The sequence below is a fragment of the Pseudomaricurvus sp. HS19 genome, from assembly GCF_009857815.1.
Taxonomy (GTDB): domain Bacteria; phylum Pseudomonadota; class Gammaproteobacteria; order Pseudomonadales; family Cellvibrionaceae; genus Pseudomaricurvus.
On record NZ_WVVW01000012.1, the window covers coordinates 41020 to 58924 of the forward strand.

The window sequence follows — 17905 nt, forward strand, 5'->3', positions numbered from 1 at the left end:
CCTGAAACCCTGAGACGGATCGGGTGGTTTTCCTCCCGCAACAGCAAAGACAGGGTTTACATAGATTATGGTTAAGCAGCTTTATATCAACGGTGAGTGGCGTAATGCTCAGTCTGGCCACACCTTTGACGTTATCAATCCCGCCGATGAGTCGGTTATCGCCACCGTCGCTGCAGCGCAGCCGGAAGATGTCAGTGCTGCAGTGGCGGCTGCACGACAGGCGTTTGATGAGGGGCCGTGGCCACAGTTAAGTGGTGCTGAGCGCGCGCACTATTTGCGTGGAATCGCCAATGTCATCCGGCAGCGCCTGCCGGAGATAGCGCGGTTGGAGGTGGCGGACAATGGTAAGCCGCTGCCGGAAGCCGAGTGGGATATCGAAGACACCGCCGGCACGTTTGATTTCTATGCCGATCTGGCTGAAGCGATGGATCAGGCAGAGGAAGAGGTGGTTGAGCTTCCGGACGATCGCTTCACCTCCCGGGTGGAGAAGGAGCCGGTGGGTGTGGTGGGGGCGATTATTCCCTGGAACTTCCCCATGCTGATGGCGTCCTGGAAGGTGGCGCCGGCGCTGGCGGCGGGCTGTACGGTGGTTCTGAAGCCGTCAGAGGTGACGCCACTGACGGCGCTGATCCTCGCGGAGATTGCCGATGAGGTGCAGCTGCCCGCTGGCGTGCTGAATGTGATTACGGGCACAGGGCCGGAGGCGGGGGCGCCACTATCGGATCATCCCGATGTGGATAAGCTGGCCTTTACCGGTTCTGTAGCCACCGGCTCTGCGGTGATGCAGGCAGCGGCGAAAAACATCAAGGCGGTCAGCCTGGAGCTGGGCGGCAAGTCGCCCTTTATTATCTTTGACGATGCCTCAGTGGATGCCGCCGTTGAGTGGATTCTGTTTGGTATTTTCTGGAATCAGGGCGAAGTCTGTTCTGCTACGTCGCGGGTGCTGGTGCATGAAAACCTCTATGAGCGCTTGTTGGCCCGGCTGTTGGAAGAGACGGCGAAGATCACTATTGGTCCCGGACTGGAGCCGGGGGTCTTGCTCGGGCCGCTGGTCAATCGCACCCAGTACGAGAAGGTACTGGCCGCCATTGGGCGGGGCGTGGAGGAGGGGGCGACTCTGCTCTGTGGTGGCAAGCGTCCGGCGGCCTTTGCCAAAGGCTATTACCTGGAGCCGACCATCTTTGCGGATGTGGATGAATCCAGCTGGATCTGGAAGGAAGAGATTTTTGGCCCGGTGGTATGCATCAAATCCTTTTTCGATGAGGCGGAAGCCGTGCGCCTCGCCAACGATTCCCGCTTTGGCCTGGCGGCGGCGGTGATGTCGAACGACAAGGCCCGCTGCCAGCGGGTGTCGCGCAGACTGCGGGCGGGTATCGTCTGGGTCAACTGTTCCCAGCCCACCTTTACCCAGGCACCTTGGGGCGGCTTCAAGCAGTCCGGTATCGGCCGGGAGTTGGGTCGCTGGGGGTTGGAGAGCTATCGGGAAGTGAAACAGATTACCGAGTATGTCAGTGATGAGCCCTGGGGCTGGTACCTGAAACCCTGATTGAAACAGTCTCGCCGCCCGCAAGCGGTACCGTGTCCATACTGATGGACTGAGGAGGCAGTCTCTCTCAAAGATTGGTAAAGCTGGTTGTGCCTGCTGAAGATTTTGGATTTTATAGAGGTATAGTGTAAAAGTGCTTCGGTAACTGAGCGCTTTTCTCGTTCCTGTTTCCGCTCTGTCTCTGTTGTGATGCGGATATAACGATAATAATTTGCAAGCTCTTCAGGGTCAGTGGCGCATAAGGTGTAGTCCGAAGTGCCGGGCCAGAATCAGCTCTGTCATCCTGACGCGGCTTTCGGCGCCCCAGTCGCTTGCTGTGGCAGGCTGTGGACTGCCCTGAATGGCCTTTGCCTTTGAGTGGGGACTCATCTCATGCGCGCTGAAGTAAATTCTTCGGGAGCCGCTGCCTCCATTAGTCATTCCTATGGTGTCGCCTGGTACACCACCATCCTCATGGCCGTGTTGTATTGGCTGTCCATTCTTGACCGCTTCATCATCTCCCTGTTGGTGGACCCTATCAAACAGGACCTCGGTATCAGTGATGTGCAGTTCGGGATGTTGCACGGGCTGGCGTTTGCGGTGACCTTTTCAATCTTCGGTTTGTTGGCGGGTATTCTGGCGGATCGCTATTCGCGGCGGGTCATTATCTGGTGCAGCGTTACTGTCTGGTCCCTGAGTACGGCGTTGTGCGGGGCAGCCCACAGTTTCTGGCAGTTGATGCTGGCGCGAGTGGGGGTGGGCGCTGGTGAAGCGGGCCTGAACCCGGCGGCCACCTCCATGATCACGGACCTGTTTCCCAAAGAGCGGCTGACCAGTGCCATGGCGGTCTACTCGCTGGGGGCATCGGTGGGCAGTGGTTGCGCCTATCTGTTTGGTGGCTTGCTGATTACCAGTGTGGCCGCCGCGGAGTCTGTGGCGTTACCCCTGATCGGTGAAGTGAAACCCTGGCAGATGGTGTTTTTCATTATTGGATTGCCCGGCGTATTGATTGCGCTGTTGAGTTTTACGGTGCCTGAGCCCGTGCGCACCGGTGAGGTCCGCGCCGTGAAGGCCGGAGAGAAACTCAATATCCTCAGCGGTTATGGTGAGCTGATTCGCTTTATGAAAAGCAAGCGGGCATTTTTCATTACCCATTACCTGGGCTTTGGCCTGGCTTCCATTGTATTCTCGGGCTGCGGTGCCTGGTACCCGGCCCATATCGGCAGAACCTTTGGCTGGGATGCGGCGCAGATCGGGCTGGCGCTGGGCGTTATGCTGGTGGGGGCGGGTATCATCGGCAAGTTACTGTGCGGTTTTTGTGTGGACTGGCTCTATCGGCGCGGCTACCGCGATGCACAGTTCCGCTGGTATGCCGGTTGCCTGTTGGTAGCCATGCCGGCCGGTGCCCTGGCCACCAGCAGCAACAACCCCTGGGTGTTTTTTGCCGGGATGACGCTGTTCCTGATGCTCCTGTCGCCACTGGCGGCCGTGTATATTTCGTCGCTCAACCTGGTGACACCCAATAAACTGCGGGGTGCCGGTGTTGCGTTTTATTCCACGACGGTGGGCCTGGTGGCGCTGAGCCTGGGCCCCTTTCTGGTGGCGGCGATTTCCGATTATGTCTTCGGCGGGAATGCCATCGGTCTCGGTATGGCCTCCATGATGCTGTTGTTCTGTCCTGTGGCTGCGGTACTGTTGTTCCTCGGTATGAAAGCGATGCGGGCCTCGGTTCTGGAGTAGATGGCTGCTGGAGTGGGGTGACAGCGGATAAAACCAGGGGTGCTATCCGCTGCCTCTATTAAGCCCAACAGGTTTAACTGTGGGATTGCGGCGCCACTATACTGGGGTTAACAGTCCTGGTTGCGAAAACGGGGAGGTGGTTATGTTGCACCCTGACTTCAAAAATGGCGAACAGCTGGACCTGCACTACGCCTTGTCACTGTTTGTCATGGTGATGGGCTTTCTGTTCTATATCGATGCGACGCCAGGTACCCACGCACTGGTGGCGGAGCTGACTATGTTGGCGGGTCTTTTCTGGTTCGCTGGTCATTACCTGTGGAGACACTGGCGGCCGTCGCACTAGTTGGCGACGGCGCCGGGTAAGCTTAACGCGGGAACAGCAGGATCACGTTGAACCGCAATCCCCAGTCAGGCGCATTGGATGGCGCCTCTGCGTAGTACCTCAGCCCCCCACCGAGCTGCACCATCTGGCTGCCGATGGTGGTCACTTTATTGACCTGGAAATTGATCGGCACGGTCCATTGATCGGCTTCGTGATCGTAGGTGGATTCGGTGTTAAGCGCATAGGTCCAGCCGCCGCCCGCGCCATAGACCAGGAAAGGTTGCAGGAAGGTAGAGCGGACATCAGCGCGATTGTCTTCACCGGCGACATCACGGATATGGTTCGCCAGTGCGCCATAGGTCCATGGGCCGGCCTGCATCAGGGCGACTGCGGTGGCGCCGGCTCCCCACTTCTCCGCGCTGAGGCTGTCGTTGGAGCCTGTCGGCAACAGGAATGCCGGGCCTACGCCCCAGATCATGCCGCTGGACGTGGGAGCCTTGGGAGAGAAGAAAAAGCTCTGTACCGTGTCGCCGGTACCCGTCTGGGACATTCCCCCGTCATTAACAAAATCATCCTGGTAGACCAGCGGCAGAATGGTGCGTGAAATCAGGTTCCAGTCTTCGCTGAGGTCGAAAGGGATCACCGGCTGGACATTGAGGGTGTAGCGGAAGCCGTCGTCGTCGACGCCACCACCAAAATCAAAGTTATTCTGAAACGGTACGCTGATGAGGGCGGCCACCGGGTTGGCCAGCTGTTTGGCAATATCGTCCGGGTTTTTGGCCTGTGCCAGTGAGAAGGGCAGGCTGGTGGTTACCGCCAGCAGAAGGTAGGTATAGATTGAACGCATTGCATCGCATCCTGTGTGGCTGTCCTGGGTCCTTGGGCGACAGCGCCAGCGTGGGGATGTCGCGCGGGCAAGCATAGCACGCCCGCTCCAGGGACCGCACGATTTGTGCGGACCGCTACCGACAGGACCGTCAGCCCCGGGGTCAGCGACTTACGGTGCAACTGATATCGGCGTTGCGCAGTTCGTAGCTTTTCAGCTGCGGGTTCCAGCTCATGTCGGGCTCGTGTTCCAGCTTGAGCCCGGGGATGCGGAACAGCAGATCGAGAAAGATGCGGGTTTCGTGCAGCGCCACCTGCCAGCCCGGGCAGCTGTGGGGGCCATCACCGAAGCTCATGTAGCGGCCGGTGGCCTGCAGCCGCTGAGCGCGATCCGGGTCTACGGAGAAGGGGCATTCGCCGGCCATCTCTTCGCTGACGTTAATGCGGCGTATATCGATACCGTAGGTTTCACCGGCGGGTTGCGCTCCTTCTTCCAGCCCCGTGACCTCCTCATCCACCTTGCGGTGAATCATGGCGGCGACGGGTTCCAGACGCAGTATCTCCAGCAGAATATCCAGCTGGCCCTTGTTGTCGCTTGCGAGGTAGCGCTGGCGCAGCTCTTCATCTTCAAACAGGTACCAGGAACACATGGTGATGAACTCCCTGGTAGTGAGCATGCCGGCAGTGCCGTAGGTCAGGCACTCAACGATAATGGCTTTGGTGGGGTAGCCCTCTTCGAGGTAGAAGGAGATCGCGTCGTTGCGTGGATGCGTCTTGCGAGCCTCGATGGCGGGTTTCACATCACGCCAGAAGAAGTTCATGGTATGGAAGGTCTGTTTTGCCCGCAGCAGCAAGCGCGGCAAGCCGGGTTTGGATTGCGCCAGGGAGCTGTGCAGCACCCGCTGGATGCGCTTGGCTCGAGCCGCCTGGTCACTGTTGGTGAGCCCCAGGATCTCTCCTACGACTTCTATCGCCAGTTGAAAACTGATGTTCTCCAGCTTGGCCTGTCCCTCCTTCTGAAATCCCTGCAGCAGCTCTGTGGCGATACGCTGCATGATTTCCGTGTGCTGTTCCGCGACCGCCTTGGGAGAGAGAAAACGACCGGTCTTCTGGCGTTTGTTGAAATGCTCTTTACCGTCGAGAAAAAACACCGGCGCGTGCTGGGGATCGTCAAAGTGCAGCTGGTCTGCTCCGGCGCCAGCCTGCAGAGCGTACTTGCTGCGCAGCACTTTGCGGGCAATGGACGCCGATTTTACCCAATGGGCACCGGCATCCGGTTCGGTATTGCGGGTTGCCAGGGCAGCTGATTTGCGGCGGTCCACATTTTGGTGGCCATCGCCATCCGGGCGGTGCACGGGGCAGGTGGATTCAGTCATCAGGGATCTCGTTATGGTTATGATCGCAATGAGCTAATCATCCTGCCAAACCTGCATTGGTGTCAATGTTATGACATCAATATAAGTGGGGGATCTAACAGCAAGTCTGCAAAGAGCCGTTGGTTCAGGGGGCGGGACAATACGAATCCCCTGTCGTCGAGAGCGCAGCGCGGCGACCCATGTCCGGAACAGGTCTGGAAACTGTGCCACACATGGATCACCACGGCGTCAAAAGATGCGCCGGGCGATGACGGGTTGGGAGTAACAGCGCTTTCAATTTGCAGGTAACAGCGACGCAATACCGGCGTCGCTGCCACCAAACTCCTGCAGTGCGTCCAGCAGTGCCTGCCACATATAGGTAGCAGAGGTGCAGTCGCTGAGAATGGAAAACACGGGTACGCCCTGCAGTTCGTGACTCACTACAATGGCGCTGACCCGGGCCACGGAAGTCATGGCCAGGGCGCCGGGGCCAAACACCGATTCGCGCATATCCACACCGCAGAGCTTGGCCATCACCGCACTGCGGCATTCTCCGCTGAGCACAAACCAGCTGTGGCTGTGCTGACAGCTGAGGGGGTAACAGCCGGCACTGGCGGGGGCGCTTTGCAACTGTTTTGCCAGTGTACTGTTGTCCCGCAGCGGGTTGCCCAGAATCCAGAGCTCGCTGTTGCCCAGGCGCAGGACCAGTTCGCCGTCGCGGGTGGTCACAGATTGGTTGGCCTGTGCTGGCAGCGGCAGCTGCTGCTGCCCCAGCCACTGGCTGGCGGTGCGTCCCCGCACGCCGCTACGGAAAGTGGCAGAGAGGTCCAGCAGCGCGCTCTGTTGCAGTTGCGCCCTGCTTTCCGTGTCTGTCACCTGCAGGGCAATGGCAGCGCCGTCCCGCTCGGCAAACAGTGCACCCGCCTGTTGCCGGTAGATGGGGCTGCGTTTGCTGAACACGACCGGGCTTGGGGTATCGATTTTCAACTGGCTCATGACTCAGAGCTCCTGTCTGGCGTTATCGGCGTCGTAGAAGGGCAGGCTTACCACTTCGGCGGTAACACTCTTGCCGCCATCAACGCGGATATGAATGTGACTGCCGGGGGTGGCATCCTGCACGGCGGCGTAGGCCATGCCGATAATGCCGCCCATGGTGCTGGAGTATTCACAGGAGGTGACGTTGCCGGTGACGTCATCGCCGCGCAGCACCAGGTGCCCCTCCTTCGGCCGTGGGCTGTCAGCGGGCAGGCGGAAGCCCACCAGCTGACGCTTCTGCGGCAGCGACATCATGATGTCCACCGAGCGGCAGCCAACAAAGAAAGGTTTCTTGCGGTTTACTGCCCACTCCAGTCCCACTTCTCCCGGGTGGCTCATGCCATCAGTATCCTGGCTGACAATGATGTGACCTTTTTCCAGTCGCAGCAGGCGCTGGCTCTCCACGCCGAAGGGACGGATCTGCCAGGGCTTGCCCGCTTCCAGCAACAGGTCCCACAGGGCTTCGCCGTAACTGCTGGGGACGTGAATTTCATAACCCAGCTCACCCACAAAACCGACCCGCATCATGCGCGCCGGGATGCCACTGATGGTGCCTTCGCGGTAGGCCAGGTAGGGGAAGCCCTCGGGACTCAGGTCCACATCCTCTACCAGCTGTTCCATCACCTTGCGGGCATCGGGACCGGCGACGTTAACAGCCGCATAGGCGGAGGTGACGTTGTAGATGTCCACGTCCAGACGCCACTGGGCGTTCCAGCGGGTCATCTCGCGATAGACCGCGTCGGCGCCACTGGTGGTGGTGGAGACGTAGAAGTGATCTTCGGCCAGGCGGCTGGCGACACCGTCGTCCACCACCACGCCCTGTTCATTGGTGAACACTGCGTATCTGGTACGACCCACCGGCTGCTTGAGAAAGGCAAAGGTGTAGATGCGGTTCATAAACTCCGCCGCATCCGGGCCGCGCACCTCGATGCCGCCGAGGGTGCTGACATCAATGACGCCCACCTTGCTGCGTACGTGCTGCGCCTCTTCCTGTACCCTGCGGTCTCGCTCAACGGCGGGGCCATAGTAGGCGGGACGCTGCCAGCTGCCGGCGGGCATCATCTGCGCGCCCATCTCCAGGTGCCGGTGATGCATGGCGGTCTGGCGGTAGGGGCTGAAAATACGGCCCGCCACGTGGGCGAGTTTTTCTGCATGAAACGGTGGTCGTGCAGTGGTGACACCGGTTTCGGTCACCGTGCGGTCGGTGGCGTCGGCCACCAGGCGCGCGGTGGGCAGTGCCGAGTGGCGGCCCTGTGAGGGACCCATACCGACGGTAGAAAAACGTTTTACCAGCTGGATATCGCGGTAGCCCAGTTTGGTGGCATTGACGATATCTTTGGCCTGCAGGTCCTCGTCGAAGTCGACAAACTCCTTGCCTTTCGGGTGGGGGAAGATGGGCCACTCGGGGTTGACCACGCGGTCGCAAGTCACGGGTTCAGCAACGCTGTCACTGAGGCCCAGATTGACCAGCGCCTGCGTCGCCGCGCGCACGCCATCGGCCAGTACCTTGTCGAGGCTGTGCATGCCGTTGACCGAGCCGGCGATGTGCAGGTGATCCGGCAGCTTCGACAGCGAGAAGGCGCAGCGCTCGTCGCTGTAACTCAGTTGCGCACCGGCCTGACACAGCAGCTGATAGGCAGGCATATAACCGCCGGACATGCACAGCAGGTCGCAGTCGATCAGGGTGCTGTGGCTGTCCACCTGGCCACGACCGCTGATGCGCCGGATGTCGACGCCGCGGATGTGTTTGTTGCCTTTTGTGGCCAGTGCTTCGAAAACGGTCGAATGCTGCATAAGCGGAATCTGCTGCCCGGCCAGTGCCTGTGCCAACACCGGATTGTGCAACTCGGGACGCAGGTCTACTACGGCGGCCACGTCCACACCCTGGGCGTGCAGCATCAGGGCGGTGCTGTAGCCTTCGTCGTTGCCGGTAAGTACCACGGCACGCTGGCCCGGTTTTACCGCGTGCCAGCTCATCAGGCGCTCGGCGGCGCTGCACAGCAGGATGCCGGGCAGGTCGTTGTTGCGGAACACCACGTGCTGCTCATAGGCACCGCTGGCGACGATGCACTCGCGGGCGCGCACCTTGTGCATGCGGTTGCCCTGGATCACCGGCAGGTAGTTGTCAGTAAACCAGCCGTTGCAGGTGGCGTTGAGCATAACGTCAATATTGGGCGCGTTTTCCACCTGGGTGATCAGGGCTTCCCTCTGCGCGCGAGTGCTCTCACCATCGGCCTCAAACTGGTGATAGGAGAGGGCGCCGCCCAGCAGGGATTGTTCTTCCACCAGCAGTACCGATACCCCGGCCGCGGCAGCGGTCAATGCGGCCTGCATACCCGCAGGGCCGGCGCCCACAACCACAACATCGTAGAAGCGATACTCCTTGTCGTGGTATTGCGGTTTGAAATTGAGATCGGCGTGACCGAGGCCGGCGGTTTTACGGATAAACTTTTCCCACTGGTCCCAAACGCCCAGCGGGCGGAAAAAGGTGCGGTAGTAAAAGCCCACTGGCAGGAAGCGCCCCAGCAGGCCCAGCGCGGCACCGCGGTCGTTGTCGAGCGAACCGGAGTAGTTCTGTCCCTCCACCCGCAGGCCTGCGGTGAGCGGGAAACGATCCGCCAGCGCGTTGGGCTCGTCCGGCAGCTGCACCAGGGTGTTGGCGTCCTGACCTGCCATGGTCAACGGGCCGCGGGGGCGATGGTATTTGAACGAGCGCGACAGCAGCCAGCGCTGGTTGGCGAGCAGGGCACTGGCAACCGAGTCGCCGGCCAGGCCTTGATAACGCTGCCCGGCAAATTCAAACCCGAGCGGTTGGTCGCGGTCGATCAGCAGCCCCATCGGGGCGGGTAAACGTGTGCTGGTCATGCGGCGGACACCTCCGGGTTGGGGGCGAATTCGACACGCTCCTTAAAGAGTTCGGAGGGATCAAAGGTGCGTACAATATCGTCTGTGGCGGTATGGCGTTCGGCGATAAACCAGTAGCCGGAAGGGGCGTGCAACCACCACTCCTGCACCAGGCCGATCTGGTTGTCGTGAAAGAAAACGTATTCTGCCCACTCTTCATCACTGCACAGATTAGGCTCGGGCATCTGACGCACTTCACCACCGTAGACAAATTCGCTGATGTTGCGTGGACCGTTTAACGGACACTGCATAATTTTCATAATCGTCTCCTCGCAGCGGGCACTGTTAGTGGCTGGCCGCGGTTGCACCCATTTCGTTGACCTGACGGAAACTGCGGAAGCGCTCCATGGCAAAGGGCTCAATCAGCTCCGGCACCTTGCCGCCGCTGGCCACCAGTTGCGCCATGGTCCAGCCGCAGATGGGAGTGGCCTTGAAGCCCCATGTACCCCAGCCGGCGTCGAGGTAGTAGTTGTCCACCGGGCTCAGTCCCATGATGGGACTGTAGTCGGAGGTCATGTCGGTGAGACCGGTCCACTGCCGCATCAGCCGCAGGTTGGCCATAAACGGAAACAGCTCCACCGCATGCGCCAGCAAACTCTCTTTCAGGTCCAGTGTGGATCGCGTGTTGTAGAGCGGGTAGGGATCGGAGCCGCCGCCAAACACCAGCTCGCCGCGACCGGTTTGCTGCACGTAGCAGTGCAGTGCCGGGGAGCTCACCAGCGGGTTGAGAAACGGTTTTACCGGCTGGGTCACCATCGCCTGCAGTGGGTAGGTGAGGATCGGCATGCGGAAGCCCGCCTTGGCCGCCAGCAACGAACTGTGACCTGCAACCGCCTGTACCACGCAACCGCACTGCACGGTGCCGCGATTGGTCTTCACGGCGCGTACGGTGTTGTTCTCCACTTCGAAGCCGGTGACTTCGGTGAGCTGGTGCAGCTCCACGCCGCGCTGGGTGGCGCCCTTGGCGTAGCCCCAGGCCACGGCATCGTGACGGGCGGTGGCGCCGTCTTTGTGCCAGAGACCGGCCAGCACCGGAAGGTCACCGGGGTTCATGTTGAGTGTGGGTACCAGCTCGCGAATCTGTTGCGGGTCGATCAGTTCGGTATCGCCGCCGAAGTGGCGATTGATCTCGGCGCGCTGGCGGAAGGCGCGAATGGCCGAGTCAGTGTGCGCCAGGGTCAGCTGACCGCGGCGCGAGTACATGATGTTGAAGTCAAACTCGTTGGAGAGTCCCTTGAACAGTTTCACCGACTCGGTGTAGAACTTCACCCCTTCCGGCGTCAGGTAGTTGGAGCGGATGACTGCGGTGTTGCGCGCGGTGTTGCCGCCCCCCAGGTAACCTTTTTCCAGAATGGCCACGTTGGTGATGCCGTGGTACTTGGCCAGGTAGTAGGCCGTGGCGACACCATGGCCTCCGCCGCCCACGATCACCACATCGTAATGACGCTTGAGGTCTGTGGGCTTGGGCAGGTCCGCGTCCTTTTCGAACGGGTAGTCGTCGCGCAAACCGTATTTCAGCAGTGAAAAGGGCATATCAACTCCGCTGTGCTGTTTGGGCAATGGCCGCTGTCAGGGTGTTCTGCATCAGGCAGGCGATAGTCATGGGGCCCACGCCACCGGGGACCGGGGTAATGGCGCCGGCTTTGGCTTCCACATCCGCATAGTGCACATCGCCCACCAGTTTGCGCTGGCCGCCCAGCTCAATGGCGTTGATGCCCACGTCGATCACCGTGGCACCGGGTTTGATCCAGCTGCGGTTGACGAACTCCGGCACACCGATGGCAGCCACCACAATATCCGCTTCTGCACAGAGTGCAGGTGCGTCGACGGTTTTCGAATGCACGATGGTGACCGTGCAGTTGGCCTGCAGCAGCAGCGCGGCCATGGGTTTGCCCACAATATTGGAGCGTCCGATCACCACCGCGCGCTTGCCGCTCAGGTCGCCCAGGGTTTGCCTGAGCATGATCATGCAGCCCAGCGGTGTGCAGGGCACCAGTTGCGGTTGGCCGGAGGCCAGCGCGCCGACGTTGAGCGGATGGAAGCCATCCACGTCCTTGTCGGCACGGATACGGGCAATCACTGAACTCTCATCCAGTTGTGGCGGCAGCGGCAGCTGCACCAGTATGCCGTGCACACTGTCGTCACTGTTGAGCTCGTCGATGACAGCGTCCAATTCCGCCTGGGTGGTGTCGGCGGGCAGGCGCCGTTCGATGGAGTGGATACCCACCTCGCCGGCACGCTTCACCTTGTTGCGCACGTAGACGTGGCTGGCGGGGTCGTCGCCCACCAGTACCACCGCCAGCGCCGGCGCAAAACCGTGTTGCGTCATAAACTGATCGACACCGGCGGCTACGTCGTCAATGACTTGCTGTGAGATGACTTTTCCGTCTATTCGCGTCGCCATGACGGTACTCCTATTTGAAGACCACAGTGCGGGCGCCGTTGAGGAACACACGGTGCTCAACGTGCATCTTCACGGCTTTTGCCAGCGCCACGGTTTCGGTATCGCGACCCACGGCCACCAGCGCATCGGCGCTGTAGGTGTGATCCACCGGCTGCACTGACTGCTCGATGATCGGACCCTCGTCCAGGTCGGAAGTGACGTAGTGGGCCGTGGCTCCAATCAGTTTGACGCCGCGCTCATGGGCTTGGTGGTAGGGCTTGGCGCCCTTGAAACCGGGAAGGAAAGAGTGGTGAATATTGATGGCGCGGCCGCTCAGCTCCTTGCACAGCGAGTCGGAGAGAATCTGCATGTAGCGCGCCAGTACCACCAGCTCGGTGCCGGTGTCGTTAACGATATCCAGCAGCGCTTTCTCCTGCTCCGGCTTGTTCTCCTTGGTCACCGGCAGGTAGATGAAGCGGATGCCTTCGCGCTCCGCCAGCGGACGCAGGTCCTTGTGGTTGGAGACAATGGCGGTGATCTCCATGTTCAGTTCGCCCTTGTGCAGGCGATAGAGCAGGTCCACCAGACAGTGGTCAAACTTGCTCACCATGATCAGGGTTTTGGTGGGCGCACTGGCGGGCATCATCTCCCACTGCATGTCAAAACCCGCGGCAACCTCGCTGAACTCGCCCTGGAAATCTTCCACGGTGTAGGCGCCGTCTACGGCGTGAAAGCGGCAGCGGGTAAAAAACTGCTCACTGTCGGGATCGTCGTACTGACTCATCTCGCTGATAAAGCAGCTGCGTTGCGCCAGGAAGGTGGTTATGGCGGCAACAATGCCGACGCCGGCGGGGCAGCTGGCTTTGAGAATAAACTCCTGCTTGATTGTGTTATCACTGGCCATCACTAAAACCTCGTAATCTTTCTTCAATCGTGTCGTTGAATGAAATTGGTTGCCGTTCTGAAAATGCCTGGCGCTGGTTCGCCCCGGTTGGGTTGTTACTCCCTGGCTGGAAGCGGCTCGCCATTGGTCTTGCTAATCAACCTGAACTCCGTCATCGCGAGCGCAGCGCGGCGATCTATGCGTGTTGCTGCCCAATCCAAATTCCGTCATCGCGAGCGTAGCGCGGCGATCCATGTCTGCCACCGGGTGCTCAACACGGTGCCAAACATGGGTTGCTTCGGCGCTGAAAGGCGCGCCTCGCAATGACGGGGGCAGTAATTACTGCCTGGTACGGGCTCGCAGCTGTCTCTTAAAAAGATTGCCCCGGAATCCAGCTGGTACCCGCCAGTGGCACCCGCGCCATGGCGGCGGACTCCACAGTCAGGGCCACCAGGTCTTCCGGTTCCAGGTTGCGCAGGTCGTTCTTGCCGCAGGCGCGGGCCAGAGTCTGCGCTTCCAGGGTCAGCACGTTCAGGTAGTTGGCCAGTTTACGGCCGGCCACTACCGGATCGAGACGCTGCATCAGGTCCGGGTTCTGGGTGGAGATACCGGTGGGGTCCTTGCCCTCGTGGTAGTCGTCGTAGTAGCCGGCGGCGGAACCGATCTTGCGGAATTCCTCGTCGTATTTGGGATCGTTACAGCCCAGCGCGATCAGTGCTGCGGTACCGATGGCCACCGCGTCGGCACCCAGTGCCATGCACTTGGCCACGTCGGCGCCGTTGCGGATGCCGCCGGAGACAATCAGCTGCACCTTGCGGTGCATGCCCATCTCCTGCAGCGCCTGCACCGCCTGCGGAATGGCCGCCAGGGTGGGGATGCCCACGTGTTCGATAAACACATCCTGGGTGGCGGCGGTACCGCCCTGCATGCCGTCCACCACGATCACATCGGCACCGGCTTTCACCGCCAGCTTGACGTCGTAGTAGGTGCGGGTAGCGCCTACCTTGATGTAGATCGGTACCTGCCAGTCGGTGATCTCGCGCAGCTCCAGAATCTTGATGGCGAGATCGTCAGGGCCGGTCCAGTCGGGGTGGCGACAGGCGGAGCGCTGGTCCACGCCCATGGGCAGGGTGCGCATCTTCGCCACGCGATCGGTAATCTTCTGCCCCAGCAGCATGCCACCGCCGCCGGGTTTGGCGCCCTGGCCCAGTACCACTTCGATGGCGTCGGCCTTGCGCAGGTCGTCCGGGTTCATGCCGTAGCGCGACGGCAGGTACTGGTACACCAGCTTGCTGGACTGGCCGCGCTCTTCCGGGGTCATGCCGCCGTCACCGGTGGTGGTGGAGGTGCCCATCAGGGAGGCGCCGCGACCCAGGGCTTCCTTGGCGTTGGCCGACAGGGCGCCGAAGCTCATGCCGGCGATGGTCACCGGAATATCCAGCTCAATGGGCTTCTTGGCGAAGCGGGTGCCGAGGGTGACTTTGGTGTTGCACTTCTCGCGGTAACCTTCCAGCGGGTAGCGGGACATGCTCGCGCCCAGGAACAGCAGGTCGTCGAAGTGGGGCAGCTTGCGCTTGGCGCCGAAGCCGCGAATGTCGTAGATGCCAGTGTCGGCAGCGCGACGGATTTCGGCCATGGTGGTGCGGTCAAATGTGGCTGATTCCCGCAGGCCGGCGTTTACGTCGATATCTTTGCTCATGTTGCTATCCTCAGAAATTCAGTGCGGGATCAGTAGGCCGACGCGTTGTCGACTTTGAAGTTGTAGAGCTGGCGCGCGGAGCCGTAGCGTTTGAAGGCGGCGGGGTCTTCCTCCACTCCAGCGCGGTTCAGCAGTTCGCTCAGCTCACTGATGTGCTCGGGGCGCATCTCTTTTTCCACACAGTCGGCACCGAGGGATTTGACGCTGCCCTTCACATAGATGTGCACTTCGTAGAGGGAGTCGCCCAGAGCATCACCGGCATCGCCGCACACCACCAGGTTGCCCGCCTGTCCCATAAAGCAGCTCATGTGGCCGACGTTGCCTTTCACCACAATGTCCACGCCTTTCATGGAGATGCCGCAGCGGGCACCGGCATTGCCTTCGATCACCAGCAGGCCGCCGTGGGCGGTGGCACCGGCGGCCTGGGAGGCATCGCCCTTGATGCGTACCACGCCGGACATCATGTTTTCCGCCACACCTTGACCGACGTTGCCGTGCACGGTGATGTGGGCTTTCTTGTTCATGCCAGCGCAGTAGTAGCCGGCGTGGCCCTGGATATCCACGGTCAGGTTCTGGTCGAGGCCGCAGGCGATGTTGTGGGCGCCTTTGGGATCGGTGACTACCCATTCACGCTCGGTGCATTCAGCCACCTGGTCGTGCAGGGCCTGGTTCAGTTCGCGCACGCTTTGTTTTTGCAGATCAACGGTTTTCATAATCTTTTCCTGGCTGAATTACTGATCGCGTTCCCACACATAGAGGGTGGCGGGTTCCGGTTCCCAGACCTTGGCGTTTTCAATGCCGGGCAGGGTGGTCAGTGCCTGATACTCCGAGGCCATGGCGACGTAGTCGTCGGTCTCGGCCAGCACCGCGGGCTTACAGGCGATGGGGTCGCGCATCACGGCAAAGCCGTTGCGGGTGCCGATGGCGAAGGTGAAGAAGCCGTCCAGGTCCTTGAGCGCGTGCTCCAGCGCTTCCCCCAGGGTGTCGCCCTGCTTCAGGCGCCAGGTGAGGTAGCCGGCAGCCACTTCGGAGTCGTTTTCGGTTTCAAAACGGATGCCTTCACGTTGCAGTTCCAGCCGCAGGCGGTTGTGGTTGGAGAGGGAGCCGTTGTGCACCAGGCAGAGGTCTTCCCCGGTGGAGAAGGGGTGGCTGCCCTCCATGGTCACAGCGGACTCGGTGGCCATGCGGGTGTGACCGATGATGTGGCTGCCTTGCATGCCCGGCAGGTTGAAGGTTTTGGCGATGTCGGCAGGCAGCCCCACCTCTTTCAGGATTTCGATGGAGCGGCCGGCACTCAGTACCAGTACCTCCGGCGCCTGTTCGGCAATGAATGGCTCCAGCTGCTCGGCACTGGTCTGCACCTTGAACACGGCCACCTTGTTGTTGCTGAACCACTCCACTGGTGCGGCAAAGGCTTCCTTGATACGACCGGCCAGAATCTCCCAATCGTAGTTGATGTCGGGGTGACGCAGGGTCAGCTTGACCCAGTCAGCGGCTACTTCATCGCCGTAGATGGCAAAGCCGGCGCTGTCGGGACCACGATCGGTCATGGCGATCAGCATGGGGGTAAACAGGGCGCCGAGCTCGCTCTCCAGCGCCTTGTTTTTCAGGTAGAGACCAACAATTCCACACATAATTTTCTACTCTCAAAAAACGGGTCAGCGACGGGATCAGAAAAACTCGGCGTACTGCTTCAGTTCCCAGTCGGAAACGTGGCGGCTGTACTCGATCCACTCGGCGCGTTTCACCTTGATGAATTCGCCCACTACTTCCTTACCCAGGCGCTCGGTGAAGAGGGTGTCGGCTTCCAGCGCGTCCAGTGCTTCATTGAGGTTCTGCGGCAGGATGTCGATACCCATGGTTTCGCGCTCGGCGGCGGTCAATGAGTAGAGATTGATGTTTTGCGCGGCGCCCGGATCCAGTTCGCGTTCGATGCCGTCCATACCGGCGGCCAACAGGGCGGCGTGTACCAGATAAGGGTTGCAGCCGGAGTCGGGCAGGCGGAACTCAATGCGGCCGTAGGGAACACGCACCATGGCCGAGCGGTTGTTGTCGCCGTAGGCGATGTAGGCCGGTGCCCAGGTGGCGCCGGAGGCGGAGCCACCCACCACCAGGCGCTTGTAGGAGTTCACGGTAGGCGCGGCGATGGCGCAGAGGGCCTTGGCATGGGTCAGCAGGCCGCCGATAAAGTGGTAGGCCATCTTCGACAGGCCCATACCGCTCTTGTCGCTGGCGTCGTGGAACAGGTTTTTGCCATCGTCGTCGGTGATGGAAAGATGGAAGTGCATGCCGTTACCGGTGCGGTTGGACATGGGCTTGGGCATAAAGGAGCAGACCATGCCGAGGCTGTTGGCGATCTCACCGGCGGCCATGCGCACGAAGGTAAAGCGGTCAGCGGATTCCAGCGCATTGCCGTAGGTGTAGTTGATCTCGAACTGGCCGTTGGCGTCTTCGTGGTCGATCTGGTACACGTCGAAGTCCACCGCCTGCAGGGATTCCACCAGCTGTTCCAGGAACTCGCGGGAGCGGGACAGTCCCTTGTAGTCGTAGCAGGGCTTGGCCAGCACATCGCTGTCATCCACCGGTGCCAGGCCGCCGTCGGCGGTGCGCTGGAAGAGGGAGAACTCGGGTTCCAGGCCGGAGTTGAGAGTCCAGCCGCGGTCTTCCAGCTGCTGCAGCTGCTTCTTCAATACCACGCGGCTGTCGTAGGGGTAGGGTTTGCCGTTGACGTAACCATCACAGACGATACGGGCGTAGCCCGGTTGCCAGGGCACGATGGAGAGGGTGTCGAGATCACCGCGGGCCATGAAGTCCGGGCCGTGGGGCTCCATACCCAGGCCCCAGACAGCGAAACCGGCAAAGCCTGCGCCCTGTTCCACCACATCCATCAGGCAGTGGGCTGGCACCGACTTGGTTTTCGCCACACCGTGGATATCCACAAACTGGGCGAGAATGTATTTGATGCCGTTCTCGCTGATGAAGGTATCGATATCGTTGCTCATTTTTCTGCTCCCGCGGTTGCGTTCATAGGGCTAAAAAGTGGTGCATTTCTTTTCAGTAAATAAACTTTCTTAATGAGAAAGCAAAGGTTGTGCCAATGGTTTTCGTGTCAGGAATATTTATTTCATTGGTCGTAAGTGCCTGATTTCGCTTTAAGTAGAAAACTTTTTTTCATTGTGGGAATATAATTTCGCGCGTAGGTGACAGGCTCGAGAGTCGGGTTTGTGGGCAATC

At 60.5% G+C, this 17905-nt stretch carries 15 protein-coding genes; 3 read left to right on the forward strand and 12 right to left on the reverse strand.

The genetic code is table 11. The features are described from left to right. Positions 1–67 precede the first annotated feature (67 nt). From GSF27_RS15490 to GSF27_RS15500, 3 genes are all read left to right on the forward strand, one after another. Positions 68–1546, forward strand: a complete 1479-nt coding sequence (locus tag GSF27_RS15490; RefSeq protein ID WP_160970803.1) for an aldehyde dehydrogenase family protein — start codon at positions 68–70, stop codon at positions 1544–1546. Between the two features lie 372 nt (positions 1547–1918). Beyond that, positions 1919–3265 (forward strand): MFS transporter, encoded by a 1347-nt coding sequence (locus GSF27_RS15495; RefSeq protein WP_160970805.1) that lies wholly within the window; start codon positions 1919–1921, stop codon positions 3263–3265. Positions 3266–3407: 142 nt separating this feature from the next. Then, positions 3408–3608, forward strand: coding sequence for a hypothetical protein (locus GSF27_RS15500; protein WP_160970807.1), 201 nt, complete (start codon positions 3408–3410; stop codon positions 3606–3608). Positions 3609–3630: 22 nt separating this feature from the next. On the opposite strand, the gene GSF27_RS15505 is transcribed toward GSF27_RS15500, so the two are convergent. The 12 genes from GSF27_RS15505 to glnT all read right to left on the reverse strand — a co-directional run bounded on the left by GSF27_RS15505 (position 3631) and on the right by glnT (position 17673). Then, positions 3631–4434, reverse strand: a complete 804-nt coding sequence (locus tag GSF27_RS15505) for a transporter (RefSeq protein ID WP_160970809.1) — start codon at positions 4432–4434, stop codon at positions 3631–3633. Between the two features lie 142 nt (positions 4435–4576). Then, complete coding sequence (locus GSF27_RS15510) at positions 4577–5788, reverse strand: cytochrome P450 (RefSeq protein ID WP_160970811.1); 1212 nt, start codon at positions 5786–5788, stop codon at positions 4577–4579. A gap of 273 nt (positions 5789–6061) precedes the next feature. Beyond that, the gene (locus GSF27_RS15515; protein ID WP_160970813.1) at positions 6062–6763 is read right to left on the reverse strand and encodes a sarcosine oxidase; all 702 of its coding nucleotides are present in this window, start codon (positions 6761–6763) and stop codon (positions 6062–6064) included. A 3-nt stretch (positions 6764–6766) separates the two neighbouring features. Next, entirely contained in the window at positions 6767–9667 is a 2901-nt protein-coding gene (locus GSF27_RS18030) for a 2Fe-2S iron-sulfur cluster-binding protein (RefSeq protein WP_202410489.1), read from the reverse strand. Then, positions 9664–9966 carry a sarcosine oxidase subunit delta gene (locus tag GSF27_RS15525; protein WP_160970815.1) on the reverse strand — a complete coding sequence of 101 codons (303 nt, stop codon included), beginning with the start codon at positions 9964–9966 and terminating at the stop codon, positions 9664–9666. Before GSF27_RS15525 ends, GSF27_RS18030 begins: the two co-directional genes overlap by 4 nt. 25 nt (positions 9967–9991) lie before the next feature. After that, positions 9992–11239 (reverse strand): FAD-dependent oxidoreductase, encoded by a 1248-nt coding sequence (locus GSF27_RS15530; RefSeq protein WP_160970817.1) that lies wholly within the window; start codon positions 11237–11239, stop codon positions 9992–9994. Between the two features lies 1 nt (position 11240). Beyond that, positions 11241–12110, reverse strand: coding sequence for a bifunctional methylenetetrahydrofolate dehydrogenase/methenyltetrahydrofolate cyclohydrolase FolD (folD, locus tag GSF27_RS15535; protein ID WP_160970819.1), 870 nt, complete (start codon positions 12108–12110; stop codon positions 11241–11243). 10 nt (positions 12111–12120) lie between these two features. Next, positions 12121–12993 carry a formyltetrahydrofolate deformylase gene (gene purU, locus GSF27_RS15540; protein ID WP_160970821.1) on the reverse strand — a complete coding sequence of 291 codons (873 nt, stop codon included), beginning with the start codon at positions 12991–12993 and terminating at the stop codon, positions 12121–12123. Between the two features lie 349 nt (positions 12994–13342). Continuing rightward, a complete protein-coding gene (locus GSF27_RS15545) occupies positions 13343–14671 on the reverse strand; it encodes an FMN-binding glutamate synthase family protein (protein ID WP_160970823.1) in 1329 nt (442 codons plus the stop codon). Positions 14672–14700: 29 nt separating this feature from the next. Next, complete coding sequence (locus tag GSF27_RS15550) at positions 14701–15384, reverse strand: protein glxC (protein WP_160970825.1); 684 nt, start codon at positions 15382–15384, stop codon at positions 14701–14703. An 18-nt stretch (positions 15385–15402) separates the two neighbouring features. Further along, on the reverse strand, positions 15403–16305 hold the full coding sequence (locus GSF27_RS15555) for a glutamine amidotransferase family protein (protein ID WP_160970827.1): 903 nt from the start codon (positions 16303–16305) through the stop codon (positions 15403–15405). A 36-nt stretch (positions 16306–16341) separates the two neighbouring features. Then, positions 16342–17673 (reverse strand): type III glutamate--ammonia ligase, encoded by a 1332-nt coding sequence (glnT, locus tag GSF27_RS15560; protein WP_160970829.1) that lies wholly within the window; start codon positions 17671–17673, stop codon positions 16342–16344. Positions 17674–17905: the final 232 nt, after the last annotated feature.